Genomic DNA, 15554 nt, shown 5'->3' with positions numbered 1-15554 from the left:
TCTGGGTAAAGACATCGACGATGATTTGTGAGCGTTCAACGAAAGCAGCAAAGGCGGCTAATAATGCAAATAGCATAAAGTAGGAAACGATCTCTACACTACCTTTGACGGTAAATCCAAACTCACCACCGGTGAGTTTGAATATGTAGCGTGCGCTAACGTCGAGCATAGTGGTAAGCACGATGATGATGAGACTAACACCGCCGATAAATTGACACAGCCGCGAGATAGTCGCGCTGGTTTTTGTTAGGATCATCATAACGCACCTACCAAAGCAAGAACGGCCAATGCAGCAGTATCAAAGTTACTAGGTGTATTAGATAGATCGGGCCGGACAGCCTCTATGGCTGACGCAGATAAATTAATCCTCATCATGGAGTCCTTTCTTGATGGTTAAATATATTGCTAATAGTAAAGTGTATTAAATAATAGCTGATTATGATCTTATCAATTTAGCCCCTGTTTTTTCTTGCAGTGCATCAAAACTTAGCCCCACGACCATGTCACGAACTACTAGCCCTTGATCTGTGACATCAAGCACTGCCAAATCAGTGTAAATTCTATTAACACACTGTTCTCCTGTGATCGGTAGTTTAAGGTTTTTGACAATTTTGGGCTCGCCATTTTTGCTAACGTGATCCATAATGACATAGACTTTTTTAGCCCCCACTGCCAAATCCATCGCACCACCTACTGCTGGAATGTCCTTAGGACGACCCAAAAACCAGTTGGCGATGTCACCATTTTCAGCCACTTCAAATGCACCAAGAACACATAGATCAATATGTCCGCCACGGATCATGGCAAAAGAGTCACCATGGTGAAAGTAACTACCGCCTTTGAGTAGCGTGATATATTGTTTGCCAGCATTGATCAGATCGCCATCTCTATCAGCTTCTTCAGGGGCTGGCCCCATGCCTAAAACACCATTCTCACTATGCAAAAAAATGTCTTTATCTTTTGGTAGGAAATCAGCGACTTTAGTAGGCTGTCCGATACCCAAATTGACATACATGCCTTCTTCAATGTCTTGAGCGACACGCTTCGCAATCTCATCAACTGAACGCGGAGTATAATTACTCATTATTTGTCTCCTTCAATACAGACAACTTGATGCACAAAGATACCTGGCGTAATGATGTGCTCAGGATCCAACGCACCCAATTCAACAACCTCACTCACTTGAGCGATAGTATGTTTCGATGCTGCCGCCATAACTGGACCAAAGTTACGAGCAGCTTTACGATAAGTTAGGTTCCCCCAACGATCGCCCTGAAAGGCTTTGATAAGGGCAAAATCTGCTTTAATTGGGTATTCTAATACGTAGTTTACGCCATCGATAGTTCGTGTCTCCTTGCCTTCAGCAAGCAGCGTACCATAAGCGGTCGGCGTATAAATCGCGCCAAGACCACTACCGCCAGCTTGCATACGAGCAGCCAACGTACCTTGTGGTACCACTTCGAGTTCAATTTTGCCTGAACGATAAAGATCATCGAAAATATATGAATCGTGCTGACGCGGAAACGAACAAATAATTTTGCGTACGCAGCCTGATTTTAGCAATAACGCCAAGCCTGTCTCGCCGTTGCCTGCATTGTTACTAACAATGGTTAAATCCTTGGCATTGCGTTCAATCAATGCGTCGATCAACTCGGCGGGCTGACCTGCCAAGCCAAAGCCTCCTATCAAGATGGTCGACCCATCATTGATATGATTCATGGCGTCGATGGCAGATTCTGTCACTTTGTTTAACATGGAATCATCCTATATAAAAAGTTGAGTCGCTAGATCTAAATAATTGAAACTCAGCTATTTACTCTAATGCTTCAAATGGTAGGCCAACATAATTCTCAGCAATGGTTGCTTTGCCAGCATCTGAATTAATAAAGTAATCAAACTCAGCTTGTTGTACACGGAAATCAAAACGTCCAGCGCTTTGAAAGCGATGTAATAGCATTGTCATCCACCATGAAAAACGGACGGCTTTCCAAGTGCGCGCTAGACAAATTTCTTGATAACGAGGAATGAGATCAATGCGATTGTCTTCATATATTTTTACGAACAAACGATAAGCCGTATCGACATCGCTAGCCGCAAGATTTAATCCTTTAGCACCCGTCGGTGGTACGATGTGCGCGGCGTCTCCCAACAAAAATACTTTGCCATACTGCATTGTCTCGCAGACATACGAGCGCAGCGGTGCAATACTCATCTCTATTGCAGGACCAGTTACCAGACGCTCTGCCATCTCTGGTGGAATACGGCGTTTGAGCTCTGCCCAAAACTTTTCTTCATTCCAGTTTTCAATCTTGTCTGTATCAGGTACTTGAATATAGTAGCGACTGCGAGTTTCAGAACGCATCGAACATAGCGCAAAGCCGCGCTCATGAGCACAGTACACCAACTCGTCGTTGACAGGCGGTGTGTCACTCATCAACCCAAGCCAACCAAACGGATAGACTTTTTCGTACTCTTCTAATTGATCAGATGGGATCGATTTGCGCGACACACCGTGAAACCCGTCACATCCAGCGATATAATCACAATCTAAATGAAACGACTCACCATGATGCTGATACGTCACATAAGGGCTATCTGACTCAATATCATGTAACTCAACATTATCTGCTTCATAGATAGTAGTACTACCAACTTTCTCACGCGCTTCCATCAGGTCACGAGTTACCTCAGTCTGACCATAAACAATGACATGCTTGCCACCACTATATTTTTCTATATCAATATGGTAATGCTCACCCTGAAAACTAAAATCTGTACCTGTATGGATTAGACCTTCTTTGTCCATACGTTCGCCCGCACCTGACTCGCGAATTAGGTTTACCGTACCTTGCTCTAGTACACCTGCGCGAATACGGCTTAAGACATACTCACCCGTTTGTCTCTCCAAAATAACATTGTCGATACCAGCTTTAGTCAGCAACTGACCAAGCAATAGTCCTGACGGACCTGCACCAATAATGGCTACTTTCGTTTTGTGTTTCATGAAATCCCTCTCATTTGTTATTTGGCAAATCCTAGTTTGCCTAAAAATATTAAATAGGAAATACTAACTATCAAACAACGCACTTAAACTGCACAACAATCTTTTAAAAATCAAAGAAAACTGTCTCGTTGTCACCTTGTAAATAAATATCAAAACGGTAGCGAGGCTTGTCTCCACCCTGCTCTTTTTTAGCAATTAATGTTTTACGGCGCTCCACTGAAGGCACACTGTTCAATATTGGACACTGCTCATTGGCTTCCTGCTCATCATCGAAATATGCTCTGGTTTGCAGGTGTAGGTTTATACCTCGTGCAAAAATGGCGATATTGACGTGCGGTGCCATGGGCTTACCATAAAAACCTACTTGTCCAGGTTTGACGGTATGGAAATGAAAATCCCCATCCAAGGCACAAGCACTACGACCAAACCCGCTAAACGGTTCTTTGTTATCAAAGTTGCTAATATAATTACCGTGGCTGTCTGCTTGCCATATCTCGATCAATGCATCATGGACCGCATCACCATTGCCATCGTATACATGACCCACCAATTCAATATGCTCTCCCTCAGCACCTTCTTTGGCCAAATCTTGCCAAATTTCATCTGAACGCGATTCAAAGCCTGCAATCTCTAATGCCAAACCGATATGGACAAACGGACCCGTTGTTTGAGATGCTGTTTCACGTAGCAGACCGCTATCATCTTGTAGTTTGTATTGGCTATACATGATCTACTCCTCAAAATAAGTTTGTAATGCGCCGCGCACCACAATATCAAAACGATATGCCAAACAATCCATTGGCTTGCTCTGAGACATGTCTAGACGTGCAATCATCGTTTCAACTGCCTCTGGATCCTTTAATACCTGTACGATTGGACATATCGGAATAAGGGGATCCCCTTCAAAATACATCTGAGTCACCAAACGTGTAGAAATTGACGGACCCATTACAGATACGTGAATGTGTGCAGGGCGCCATGTATTGACTCCATTTGGCCATGGGTAAGGGCCGGGACGCACGGTACGAAAACGGTATCGCCCTTTGGCATCTGTAACGCATCGTCCCACACCACCAAAGTTAGGATCTAGTGGTGCCAGATAGCCATCTCTTTTGTGACGGTATTTACCACCAGCATTTGCTTGCCACATCTCAACCAACGTATTGGGGACAGGCTTACCAAACTGATCGATTACTTGACCATGCATGATGATACGTTCACCGATGGGCAAACCTGCTTGCGTGCCTTCTGTCCGAAAGTTCATTAGTAAGTCGTTGTCATACTGACCAATCTCTAAGCCATCAAAAACAGGGCCACTACGCTCTGAATCGCTAGCTCTTTGGAGACTGACTAGGGCTTGGCGCGGTGATCTTGCTACTGTTGTTTTGTAGCCTGGCGTAAATGGCCCAGGCTGCCAAGACCGTTCACGCGGTAGAAAAGAAGGGTACTTATGGCTCATTACAGCTCTCCATTTTATTAAGCAGATTTATCTTTTAAAAGCATTTGATATCAGACGGTAGGATTGCCCCAGCCATTGTCCTTGGCCAAAGAAAAAGCATGATTGGCTGCTGGTACGCCAGCGTAGACCGATACATGCATCAGCACCTGACGTAACTGATCTTCATTAATACCTAGACGATGCGCGGTACGTAGATGTAAGCCAAGCTCACCATCACGCCCGAGTGCGGCCAATATCGCAGTGGTAATCATGCTTCGTTGCTGTACCGTGAGACTGTGATCGCCCCACAGCTCTCCCCAAGCATTACGCGTGATAAATTGTTGAAATGGACTGTCCAATGTGGTGGCATTTTGGGATGCTTTTTCAACATGGGCCTCTCCTAAAATGCGCTTACGCTGGACTAGGCCCTGCTCATAGCCAATACCCGTCTGTCCGACTGTCTTGCGAGCCGCATCTGACTGTATTAATTTGACCAATTGGCTCGTTGCTTCTATTGACGGTACATGGCCCACACCTTCAAAAGTTTCTAATTTTGCATCAGTAAACTCAGTTTTTATCTCCTCTAGTTTGGCAGGTGGTGTCGAGACATCTTCTCCCCCTGCCACCAAAACCACTTTATCTCTATAAGTTGTTAGCTTTTTGCGGTTGTCTACTTTAGCTATAGCTTCACAAAGTTTGGCGTAGCTCTCATCGCCATTGCGTGATAACTGTACTTGCCAGCCAAGCAGTGCATCAGGATTTTGCTTAATATACGCAGGGGCAAACCAGCGCGGGACAATTCCTTCAGCCATTTGAGCCAGGCCCAAACTACGAACGTTGGCAGCGCGTTCAGACCACGCCTCAGCTGTACCAATCACAGCACCTGTATTGGTGAGCCAAACCTGCTCTAAAGATTCTGGCGAAATTTGGCAGAGGCTTTGCCCGATCATGCCGCCAATCGAAGTACCAATGAAACTAAATCTTTCAATATCTAAAGCGTTCGCTAAGCTGAGCACATCATAAGCCAGTTGCTCTAGCGTCAAATCTGTACAAGCAGCGCCACTGCTGCCATGGCCTGGTAGGTCCCAACGTATGCAGCGATAATGACCATGTAGCTCATCACATACTTTGTCCCATACATTACGGCTCATACCTAACGGGTGCGCCATAAATAATGCTGGCAAGTAGGTTTCACCACTATCTTGGTAAGCAACGAGATGCGTGTCTGTTGTCAAAAATGCCATTATTGTTCTCCTACTCTTGAAACCACTAAAGCAATACCTTGTCCAACACCAATACACATTGTACAAAGTGCACGATCTTTTTTGGTACGTTGTAACTCATGAATAGCTGAAATCAAAATACGAGCGCCTGAAGCCCCTAGTGGATGACCCAGTGCAATAGAGCCACCTCTGGGATTAAGACGCGGATCACGGTCTTCTAGACCCATCTCTCTTGAACAAGCCAGTGCTTGAGCAGAAAAAGCCTCATTAAGCTCAATGATATCGATATCATCCAGACTAAGATTAAGACGCTTCAAGAGCTTTTGGGTGGCAGGCACAGGGCCAATACCCATAATGGTCGGAGGCACACCCGCCGTTGCCATGCCTTCTATTTTGGCAACAGGTGTTAGACCGTATTTTTTGACAGCTGCGGCGCTAGCGATCAACATCGCAGCAGCACCATCATTGATACCAGAAGCATTACCAGCAGTAATTGTCCCTCCTTCGTAGATAGGACGCAGCTTTTCTAGAGCAGTCATATCAGTATTCGGACGTGGATGCTCATCTGTATCGACGATTAGCGCTTCTTTTTTACGTCTCTCAATCGTAATAGGAGTGATTTCGGTCGCTAAAAGTCCATCATTTTGTGCCTGAGCGGCCTTTTGTTGTGACCACACTGCAAAAGAATCTTGGTCTTCACGAGAGATATTATATTTTTCCGCTAAATTTTCTGCGGTACGTGGCATCGCTTCTGTACCATACATAGCGTCCATTTTTTTATTAATAAAACGCCAGCCCATGGTCGTGTCTTGCAGCGTTTGACGACGATCATAGGCACCCTCAGGCTTACCCATTACAAATGGCGCTCGGGTCATAGACTCAACTCCACCTGCTAATGCTAGCTCCATCTCACCACTGACTATGGCACGAAAGGCCGTTCCTACTGCATCGAGGCCTGAGCCACATAGTCGATTGATGGTTGTCGCTGGTACTTTTTCTGATAGCCCTGATAACAAGCCACTCATGCGCGCAACGTTACGATTGTCTTCACCGCTTTGGTTAGCACAGCCTATAAAGCTGTCTTCAATCGCACTATGGTCAAAATCAGGAGCGTCTTCAAGCACTGCTTTGATCACTTGTGCCAGCAAATCATCAGGACGTATATCGGCCAATACGCCGCCATACCGACCTACTGCTGAACGTTTGGGGTGACAAATATATACTGGGGTCATGCTGCTTTCTCCCTAAAGGCAATATGGGCACATTGTCATTACGCTATACCCTCAAGATTCAATACTGATTGTTACCAATATTGTTCTATATAAGAATTATTGTTCGTATAATGAATTAAATTATACTTTTTATTGGCTTTTGTCAACAGAGTTTACTTGTTTTTCCAAAATAAAAAACCCACGCTAATTCGTGGGTTTTCATTTCTAAAAATTCTACTAATCTATGTAAATAAACTGACAAAATATCAGTAAGAACAAGTAGTTCATCTTATCCAGTTAGGATCAATCCGGCTCATCAACCGATAGTATGCTGGCCATTCAGGTAGCCTAACCTGGGCACCAGCTTGCGCGTCACCGCCCTCAAACTGCTCTCTGGTTTTAATCATTGCTTCATCACTAGCTTGGAGTAATTTACCACCAGAAGCCATCGCCTTTAACTGAACCTCACAGCCTTGTATAATTTGGTACATTCGCATGAACGCCCATGACACATCAGGGCCAGTGGTAATAACACCGTGGTTGTTAAGCATGAGCGTGTGATTGTCAGTACCAATTGACTCAACAAGTCGCTCTTGTTCTGTTGCATCTAATACAATGCCTTCAAAAGGGTGATAACCAATACGATCATGAAACATATACGCTTCCTGGAATAAAGGTATAAAACCACATTCCAAAGCACTAACTGCCTGTAAATCTGTATTGTGAGTGTGCATCACACAGTGAATATCAGGACGACCTTTATGGATGGCGGTATGAATGACGTTGCCCGCTTTATTGATTGGAAACGGTGAATCATCAAGCTTATTACCATCAAAATCTATTTTTACCAGATTTGAAGGGGTAATTTCACCATATAAAAGCCCGAATGCATTAATTAGTAAATGATCTGTACCCGGAATTCGATACGAGATATGGTTATAAACTTGTGTAGTCCAACCATAGTAGTCAACCATTCTATAGCATAATGCCAGCTCAATTCTCGCCTGCCACTCATCATCACTATAGCCAGGCGGCGTTACTATTGATTCAAAAATATCTTTCATTAAGCCATCCTCTTATTCTGGTTTTTCGCCCATGACGACTGCCCGATACATCTCTCTTCTATAGCCATCATAGTCATTAAACGCCTGATGCAAGCAGATTCGGTTATCCCACATGATAACCGTATTGTTATACCACTTAAGCCTGCAAACAAAAGACTCTTGAGTCGCAAAACTTGCTAAGAAATCCAGTAGAGGACGCGACTCTTCTTCTGTCATACCTTCGATACCGCAGGCATAGGTTTTGTCTACATACAGTGATTTTTCGCCTGATACAGGATGTGTTCTAACCAGCGGGTGATAAGATCCTTCAATCATTTTTTGTGTATCGACATCAAGCTCTAAACTGCCTAATTCACCAGACTTTCTTTTCTGTGACTGTTTTTCAGCTTGCATAGAACTCACAACGTGTTTAGCACTCATCCATACTTTAAGAGGGGCTATCATCTCTTTCATTGCTGGACTTAAGCTGTTGTATGCGAGTACAGAGTTTGCAAATAAGGTATCACCACCATATGGAGGCATATCTTTGCCATAGTTGATCGCGATTGCAGGCGGGCAGTCTAAAAAGGCGGAATCTGTGTGCCAGCCACTACCAAACACCATCTTTGTTTCGACAGTTGCTTCTTTGATGACCGGTTGGATGTTCTCATGCCCTTCTACACCTTTGGTGTAGGCGTCTGTTCCAAAATCACCAAATCTGAGCGTTATATTTTCGTGGTCCGTAAAAGTGATGTCTTGATCTCTAAAAAATATAAGCTTATGCCTATACAAGGCCGCTTCTATCTCAGCAAAAGCGTCGTCGCTCACATTGCTGAGATCTACGCCTTGTATTTCTGCTCCCATAGCCGCCGCTAAAGGAATAGCGGTAATATGCTTATAGTCTTTTGCACCATTGTCAAACAGTCCGGTTGGATGTGTAATACTCTTCATAATTTTAATCCTTTAAAATTTTTGTTGATTTTTATCAACTATCAAACATAAGACAAAAAGATATTTTTTAGAGATAATCCTTTGTCAATATTGACAGTCACGCTTAGGCGCAACGCTTACAGCCAATAAAAAGCTACATATTGAACAATCATTGTGACTGTCTACATGAGGCCTACCTACCATTGCCTAAGATTTACAGCCTGCACTAACCGTTTTTACCTTTTCGTAGATACCATCAGCATCTAAACCTAATGCTTTAACATCGCTCAGATATTTCTGCGTGCCTTGCAATAGAGGCCCTTTCCAATCAGGATCATTGAGCGGATCAGGGATATCAATCATGGTATGTCCAGCAGCACGCGCTTCTGCCATATACTGAGCATCTTCTCTATCTGTTACTTCACCTACCAAATCAGACATTACTCTACCTGAGTTGTCATCTAGGATTTTTTTGAGGTTGTCAGGCAAATTCTCATACTTACTTTTGTTCATAGTCACGAGCAATGCTGAATTATAGAAAGGTATGTTAGTGTGCGCTTTAGTTAATTCAACTAGTCTAAAGTCACCCGTTGGCTGCCAAGGAAAGCTGAGGCCATCAATCACGCCACGCTGTAATGAGGTGTAGATATCATTAGCTGGAAGACCCACTGGTGTGCCGCCAGTAGCTTCAATGATATCGCCTGCAATGGCTGATGGTCGACGAATACGCAAACCCTTCATATCAGAAGGAACACGAATAGGTTCACCAACCGTATGAATCGCAGCCGGTCCTGCGCCCATGAGAAATAACAAATGCGTGTCCTCATATTCACTGGCGATAGTGCCATCGTCGTAAAGTGTTTGTAGAATGCAGCCCATTTGGGTGGCAGAGTTTGAAAGGCCGGGAAGCTCAGCAATCTGCGTGAGTGGAAAACGACCAGCACTGTAGCCGTGTGCCTGAGAGCCGATATCAATAACGCCTTTAGCAGCAGAATCATACATCACGTCTGGCTTACTCAGCGTTGCTGATGGATAAATCTCAACCCTTAATTGGCCATTAGATTCCGTCTCAATTTTTTTTGCCCATGGCTCAAAAACTTCAATATGCATCGCAGAGGTTGCAGGCCAAAAGTGTGAGAACCTTAAAACGGTGGTTTCAATTTCAGAGCTTTGCTCATTTGATTGACCAGAACACCCTACCATGCCTAATGCCAAGGCTATCAGCACAGACATACCTCTCATTTTGACGTTATCTTTGATTTTCATTTGCATACTTCCTTGTATATAAATAGCAGCTGAGTCAGCTTAAATACGGTCAATGCCAGCTGCTCCACCATCCTTGGCACTGCAGTAGTGTTTTATGAGTCTATTAAAGACAACCTCTTCCTTTACAGTAAAAAAGGTAGATGGCAGCAAATAATTACCTCAATTTTTTTGATAAATATGATATCCTTTGTTCTTTATTAGAACTAATGTTCATATTATGAACTTGACTATACTGTCCTTTTACCATGCTGTCAATAATTTACCTTTTAGAAAATATAATTATTTTAATCCCAATTCTTGGCTGCCTAGTTTTGGTAAAAGACAAAAAAAAGGCTTCCAATGCAATTTTTTATAAAGCATTGGAAGCCTTTTTCATGATGACCATTCAATCGTGATTTTTATCTGCTCATAACGTTGTATAAACTTCAACAGGTAATAACATTTGGCTTGACTGACTAGATATAATACGTTTGGATTTTTTCAGCGCAATCACGCAATATGGGCAAAAACTCTTTGATAAGCATATCTTTTGACACGCGCATGGCATTAGTACTGATATTGATAGCGCCGATAAGTTCATTATTTGACTTATAAACAGGCAGTGCAAGGGATCGCAGACCAGTGTCAAGCTCTTGATCGACAACCACATATTGCTCGTCATGAGCGGCACTTAACATGTCTTTGAATTGTTTACGATCAGTGATACTAAAGGGTGTATGTGCGTTTAGCTCAATTTTTTCGACGTAATCTTCACGCTCATCTCCAGGCAGGTTGGCCAATATAGCACGGCCCATAGAAGTGTAAGCGACAGGCAGCCGAGTACCAATAGAGAGCGAAATGGATAGCAGACGATGCTTGGCAGCAGACCGTGCAATATAAACTACTTCGTCATCATCCAATACGGCAAAGGAACAAGATTCACCCGTTTTTTCAGTCACACGTTCGAGATAGAACTGCACGATGTCGTGATGATGCGCACTGCTTAGATAGCTAGACCCAATACTGAGCGTTTTGGGAGAGAGTTTAAATTGACGCTTGTCCTTATGAACATAGCCTAACGCATGCAACGTCAGTAGATAGCGCCGCGCCTTTGCTCTGTCCATATTGGTACATTCGGCGACTTCACTCAGCGTCATCGTTGAATGATTGTCATCAAACGCTCGCAGAACGCTTAAACCACCAGCAAGAGACGTCACGAAATCTGGACTATCAAAGGATATTTTCTTATCTTGTTTCATAGATATATTATTCATACTTACCAAAGTTAGGAATTCTAAATGAAAATCAATCGACTAATCAATCAGCCTTTTGTACATTCTGATATTGCCAATGCATTTTCTGACCAGGCTTTCACTCAAGCCATGTTAGATTTTGAGTTAGCCGTTCTAAAAGTGCGAGAGAAAAATCAGCTTATCCCAAAAAACATCTTTCAACAATCCCAGCAAGCGTTAGCCTTAGAATTATTTGATATTGACGCCATTGGAAAACAAACTTATTTGGGCGGTAATGCTGCTATTCCTTTTGTAACACAAGCAAAGTCTTTACTTCCAACCGATATAAAACCGTTTTTTCATCAAACATTGACCAGTCAGGATGTGATTGATACCGCGATGATGATGATGCTCAAACCTTCATTTAGACGCATTCATCAAGATTTGATTGAAGTATTAAAAGCTTGTGAGGTACTGATTCAAACACATCGTAAAACGCCGATGGCAGGCAGAACGCTGCTACAACAGGCGCTACCTATCACTTTTGGTACCAAAGTATCCCAATGGGCATCTTCATTGATAGCTATCATGCCTAAGTTAGCACAATTAGAGCAGTCAGGGTTTTACTTACAATGGGGTGGTCCTGTTGGCGTAAGTAATGAAGAAAACGAGCATCATAATCTACCGCAACAGTTAGCGGAGTCACTGGGCTTATCAGCTCCTCTACTCCCTTGGCACACCAATAGACAACCTATTCATGCTATTGCTTCTACATTAGATGCCTGTGCTGGGGCAATGGAAAATATCGTCGAGGACATCGCTTTGATGACTCAATCTGAGCTAGGTGAAGTTGCTGAACCGTCTATTGAGGGTATGGGTGGCTCCTCATCAATGCCACATAAGCGCAACCCTGTACTATGCGCTTTGATCAGAACTGCCACGTTACGGATGCATGGACATATGAGTGTAATTAGTAATAGCACTGCTCAGCCTTTTGAGCGCGCATTAGGACAGTGGCATGCTAGCTGGGTACCTTTAACTGAAGGCACAGCTTTGATAGCAGGTGCTGTATCGTATTTAAAAGTATTATTGCATGGACTGCAGGTCTACCCTGAGCGTATGGCGACCAACCTTGATTTAAATAGCGATGCTTATTTAATCAAAGGCCTAGAAAAATATTTTGAAGCAGACAAAGACAAAATCTACCCGTTAATTAATCAAGCGAGCCAACAAGCCCACGGTCAACATCAAGGATTTACAACTACCTTTTTGGCTTTGCTATCAGAGCAGTCTGTAGGTTTAAGCAATCATGATGAGCTTAAAACAGTTTTATCACCTTTGACCTACTGCGGTGCAGCGCAAAGACAATGTCAAACCGTATTACTAGCTATTGAAGATATCACTTCATAAATTTGGTTCTACAAGCAGTAAAGCAGATTGACAGAAAAGTAAAAACAAGGTATTTTTAATTCACTATACGAACAAGAGTTCTTATTTAGAACAGAATATCGAAAAAGGATTTTATGATGAGAAAAACGCTTCCCCTTAGTTTGACGTTAGCCGCTATGATTGGATTGACTGGTTGCTCGAAATCAAACGAAGCCGCAACGGCGAGTACCGAAGAAGTCACAACATTACGTTTTTCACATTTTTGGCCAGCAACAGCGGCCACTCATTCAGAAATTTTTGAGCCTTGGGCCAAAAAAGTCGAAGAAGAGTCTGAAGGCCGTATCAAAGTTGAAATATATCCTTCAGCAACTCTTAGTAAACCTGATGCCACTTACGATGCGACTGCCAAAGGTATCGTTGATATAGGCTCTCAGCTACAAGGCTATACCAATGGCCGCTTTCCATTGACCCAAGTGACAGAACTACCAGGGCTTTCTAATTCAGCGACTCAGATGAACTGTATGCTACAGACTCTGTATGATGATGGGGTGATATCGAGTGAATACGAAGACACTCATTTATTGTTTATGATGGGTACAGGTCCAGGCGGCATGCACACCGTTGATAAAGCCATTCGCACGCCAGATGACTTAAAAGGCTTACGTATGCGTCGCCCCTCTGCTATTGCAGGCGATATTATTGAAGCGGCAGGTGGCACGCCAGTTGGCTTACCTGCGACTGATATTTATACGTCACTGCAACGCGGTGTATTAGATGGATTAAGTCTGCCGTGGGATGCGACAGGGTCCTTTAGGTTGATAGAGCTAACCAACACCCACACTAATATTCCTTTTTATAGTTCCGCTATTATGGTAACTATGAATAAAGACAAATATAACAGCCTACCAGACGACCTCAGAAAAGTCATTGATAACAACTCAGGCATGCAGATGGCAGCAGCGGCAGGCAAAGTATTTGATGCAGAAGATGCAAAATATATGGCAGAAGCCAAAGCCAAGGGTGACACGATGATAGATATTCCAGATCCATTAAACGATCCAAAATGGAAAGGTCCGTTAGAAGCTGGTACTCAAAAGTACCTAAAAGATGTCACAGCGCTGAATTTAGACGCACAAACAGTGTATCAAAAGGCTAAAGAAGCCAGTGCTGCTTGTCAATCTTAATCGCTTAACATTATTTTCGTCGACATTGCTATTGTTAATAAAAACTAAAAATCATATGACTCTAGCATCTTTAACCAGTCACTCAGAGGAATCGTCATGATACAGACAACCCCTACTAGCTACACGGCAGCAGTGATTCGCCAAAAAGGTGGGCCATTCCAAATTGAGCAAGTCAAAACCGCTACTATACAAGATGACGAAGTGCTGGTACGTGTCGTAGCAACCGGAATGTGCCATACCGACATGATCGCTCGTGATCAGGTGTTCCCTGTTCCGCACCCAATAGTACTGGGGCATGAAGGCTCTGGTATTATTGAGTCTATCGGCAGTAAAGTAATAGACATCACTATTGGCGACCATGTTGTTATGACTTTTTTAAACTGCAATAAATGTGATTCTTGCCATGAAGGTCACCCTGCTTATTGCGAAAACTTTAATCAGTATAATTTTTCTGGTCAAAGAGTTGATGGTTCTCATGCCTTAATCGCAAGCAACGATACCGAACTGAACGATCGTTTCTTCGGTCAATCATCGTTTGGTCAATATGCTGTGGCAAATACGCGCAACGTTATCAAAGTTCGTAAAGATGCACCACTTGAACTACTGGGTCCTTTAGGCTGTGGTATTCAAACAGGTGCGGGTACCGTCATGAATGCACTCAAAGTAACAGCTGGTTCTAGCTTCGTTGCGTGGGGCGGCGGTGCCGTTGGGCTATCAGCAGTAATGGCAGCCGCAGCGATTGGTGCTACGACGATTATTGCAGTTGATATTGTGCCTTCACGATTGGAGCTAGCGCTGAAGATTGGAGCAACATATGTAATCAACAGCAAAGAAGAAGATGCTGTTGCACGTATTCAGGAGATTACGGGCGGCGGTGCACAATTTGCTATGGATTCAACTGGCATAGGGTCGCTTATCTCAAGCATGGTCACCGCATTATGCCCTCGCGGCATTGGCGCTATTGTTGGTGCCTCAAAGCCAGGTTCAACGGCAGATATTGATCTGACCGATTTTATGCAAAACTGCAAAAAATTAGTCGGCGTGGTTGAAGGTGATAGTGTGCCTATTGCATTGATTCCAACGCTAGTAGATCTTTATATGGCAGGAAAATTCCCCTTCAATAAACTCGTTAAATTCTACGATCTAAAAGATATTAATCAGGCCGCAGAGGATAGTGAAAAAGGCGTCACTCTTAAGCCTATCGTTAGAATGCAGTCAGATGATATTCTTACTACAAGTTGATGCAACAGATTAGATAATCTTTTTCTATGATTTAAACGCTTTTGCTTTGTAAAAATGTTATTCATGATGGTGAGACATATGTATTTGATATAGGACAAGGTACGGTAAAACGCGCTATTTAGGATTGAAAACTATAACTGCACCAGAAATAGCTGCATCTAACATAGTTTATTCATTATCGGATTGCTTAGATACTTGATTAAAAACCTATTCCCACACTAAATACTTATATTTTTGATTTGTTTCTCAGCGGCTGCATGTACAATCCAGAATGTCACTGCTTAGGTAATGGTGACTTTGCTATCGAGGAACTGAAAATCTAATTATGATGAATATATACACTTATCTGTAAATATTAAAGAAATAAAAAGCTTACCAACGATTCAGCATAGTCCAAAAAACCCATAAGCTAT

14 protein-coding genes and 1 pseudogene are annotated in these 15554 nt (G+C 43.1%); 3 read left to right on the top strand and 12 right to left on the bottom strand.

The window, feature by feature from the left end; all coding sequences use genetic code 11:
* The 12 genes and pseudogenes from ACT3QQ_RS12455 to ACT3QQ_RS12400 all read right to left on the bottom strand — a co-directional run.
* Positions 1-259, bottom strand: a pseudogene (locus ACT3QQ_RS12455) (TRAP transporter small permease); the annotation flags it as partial.
* A gap of 177 nt (positions 260-436) precedes the next feature.
* Positions 437-1084, bottom strand: a complete 648-nt coding sequence (locus tag ACT3QQ_RS12450; protein WP_444520422.1) for a 3-oxoacid CoA-transferase subunit B — start codon at positions 1082-1084, stop codon at positions 437-439.
* The gene (locus tag ACT3QQ_RS12445) at positions 1084-1755 is read right to left on the bottom strand and encodes a 3-oxoacid CoA-transferase subunit A (protein ID WP_444523721.1); all 672 of its coding nucleotides are present in this window, start codon (positions 1753-1755) and stop codon (positions 1084-1086) included. The genes ACT3QQ_RS12450 and ACT3QQ_RS12445 overlap by 1 nt, the downstream gene beginning before the upstream one ends.
* 58 nt (positions 1756-1813) lie before the next feature.
* Entirely contained in the window at positions 1814-3004 is a 1191-nt protein-coding gene (gene pobA / locus ACT3QQ_RS12440) for a 4-hydroxybenzoate 3-monooxygenase (protein ID WP_444523720.1), read from the bottom strand.
* A gap of 103 nt (positions 3005-3107) precedes the next feature.
* Complete coding sequence (gene pcaG, locus ACT3QQ_RS12435) at positions 3108-3731, bottom strand: protocatechuate 3,4-dioxygenase subunit alpha (protein WP_444523719.1); 624 nt, start codon at positions 3729-3731, stop codon at positions 3108-3110.
* A gap of 3 nt (positions 3732-3734) precedes the next feature.
* Entirely contained in the window at positions 3735-4463 is a 729-nt protein-coding gene (gene pcaH / locus ACT3QQ_RS12430) for a protocatechuate 3,4-dioxygenase subunit beta (protein ID WP_444523718.1), read from the bottom strand.
* Positions 4464-4513: 50 nt separating this feature from the next.
* A complete protein-coding gene (locus ACT3QQ_RS12425) occupies positions 4514-5686 on the bottom strand; it encodes an alpha/beta fold hydrolase (protein WP_444523717.1) in 1173 nt (390 codons plus the stop codon).
* A complete protein-coding gene (gene pcaF / locus ACT3QQ_RS12420; RefSeq protein ID WP_444523716.1) occupies positions 5686-6897 on the bottom strand; it encodes a 3-oxoadipyl-CoA thiolase in 1212 nt (403 codons plus the stop codon). The genes ACT3QQ_RS12425 and pcaF overlap by 1 nt, the downstream gene beginning before the upstream one ends.
* A 263-nt stretch (positions 6898-7160) precedes the next feature.
* On the bottom strand, positions 7161-7940 hold the full coding sequence (locus ACT3QQ_RS12415) for a class II aldolase/adducin family protein (protein WP_444523715.1): 780 nt from the start codon (positions 7938-7940) through the stop codon (positions 7161-7163).
* Positions 7941-7952: 12 nt separating this feature from the next.
* A complete protein-coding gene (locus ACT3QQ_RS12410; protein WP_444523714.1) occupies positions 7953-8870 on the bottom strand; it encodes a TauD/TfdA dioxygenase family protein in 918 nt (305 codons plus the stop codon).
* Between the two features lie 186 nt (positions 8871-9056).
* The gene (locus ACT3QQ_RS12405) at positions 9057-10115 is read right to left on the bottom strand and encodes a TRAP transporter substrate-binding protein (RefSeq protein WP_444528248.1); all 1059 of its coding nucleotides are present in this window, start codon (positions 10113-10115) and stop codon (positions 9057-9059) included.
* Positions 10116-10570: 455 nt separating this feature from the next.
* Positions 10571-11353, bottom strand: coding sequence for an IclR family transcriptional regulator domain-containing protein (locus ACT3QQ_RS12400; protein ID WP_444528247.1), 783 nt, complete (start codon positions 11351-11353; stop codon positions 10571-10573).
* Positions 11354-11392: 39 nt separating this feature from the next.
* Between ACT3QQ_RS12400 and ACT3QQ_RS12395 the strand changes: the two genes are divergently transcribed.
* From ACT3QQ_RS12395 to ACT3QQ_RS12385, 3 genes are all read left to right on the top strand, one after another.
* A complete protein-coding gene (locus ACT3QQ_RS12395; protein WP_444520413.1) occupies positions 11393-12736 on the top strand; it encodes a lyase family protein in 1344 nt (447 codons plus the stop codon).
* Between the two features lie 116 nt (positions 12737-12852).
* Positions 12853-13899 carry a TRAP transporter substrate-binding protein DctP gene (gene dctP, locus ACT3QQ_RS12390; RefSeq protein WP_444523723.1) on the top strand — a complete coding sequence of 349 codons (1047 nt, stop codon included), beginning with the start codon at positions 12853-12855 and terminating at the stop codon, positions 13897-13899.
* Positions 13900-13995: 96 nt separating this feature from the next.
* Positions 13996-15141: an NAD(P)-dependent alcohol dehydrogenase gene (locus ACT3QQ_RS12385; RefSeq protein ID WP_444523711.1), complete on the top strand. Its 1146-nt coding sequence runs from the start codon at positions 13996-13998 to the stop codon at positions 15139-15141.
* The last annotated feature ends 413 nt before the right edge of the window (positions 15142-15554 follow it).

Source organism: Psychrobacter sp. AOP7-A1-24 (assembly GCF_052376235.1).
Taxonomy (GTDB): Bacteria; Pseudomonadota; Gammaproteobacteria; order Pseudomonadales; family Moraxellaceae; genus Psychrobacter.
This window is presented reverse-complemented; position numbering and strand designations above follow the sequence as displayed.

Bases quoted from the DNA above. Each gene is read 5' to 3' on its own strand.
- ACT3QQ_RS12425 (WP_444523717.1), bottom strand. From the start codon at position 5,686: ATGGCATTTTTGACAACAGACACGCATCTCGTTGCTTACCAAGATAGT.
- pcaG (WP_444523719.1), bottom strand. From the start codon at position 3,731: ATGTATAGCCAATACAAACTACAAGATGATAGCGGTCTGCTACGTGAA.
- dctP (WP_444523723.1), top strand. From the start codon at position 12,853: ATGAGAAAAACGCTTCCCCTTAGTTTGACGTTAGCCGCTATGATTGGA.
- pobA (WP_444523720.1), bottom strand. From the start codon at position 3,004: ATGAAACACAAAACGAAAGTAGCCATTATTGGTGCAGGTCCGTCAGGA.
- ACT3QQ_RS12445 (WP_444523721.1), bottom strand. From the start codon at position 1,755: ATGTTAAACAAAGTGACAGAATCTGCCATCGACGCCATGAATCATATC.
- ACT3QQ_RS12415 (WP_444523715.1), bottom strand. From the start codon at position 7,940: ATGAAAGATATTTTTGAATCAATAGTAACGCCGCCTGGCTATAGTGAT.
- ACT3QQ_RS12395 (WP_444520413.1), top strand. From the start codon at position 11,393: ATGAAAATCAATCGACTAATCAATCAGCCTTTTGTACATTCTGATATT.
- ACT3QQ_RS12450 (WP_444520422.1), bottom strand. From the start codon at position 1,084: ATGAGTAATTATACTCCGCGTTCAGTTGATGAGATTGCGAAGCGTGTC.
- pcaF (WP_444523716.1), bottom strand. From the start codon at position 6,897: ATGACCCCAGTATATATTTGTCACCCCAAACGTTCAGCAGTAGGTCGG.
- ACT3QQ_RS12400 (WP_444528247.1), bottom strand. From the start codon at position 11,353: ATGAAACAAGATAAGAAAATATCCTTTGATAGTCCAGATTTCGTGACG.
- pcaH (WP_444523718.1), bottom strand. From the start codon at position 4,463: ATGAGCCATAAGTACCCTTCTTTTCTACCGCGTGAACGGTCTTGGCAG.
- ACT3QQ_RS12405 (WP_444528248.1), bottom strand. From the start codon at position 10,115: ATGAAAATCAAAGATAACGTCAAAATGAGAGGTATGTCTGTGCTGATA.
- ACT3QQ_RS12385 (WP_444523711.1), top strand. From the start codon at position 13,996: ATGATACAGACAACCCCTACTAGCTACACGGCAGCAGTGATTCGCCAA.
- ACT3QQ_RS12410 (WP_444523714.1), bottom strand. From the start codon at position 8,870: ATGAAGAGTATTACACATCCAACCGGACTGTTTGACAATGGTGCAAAA.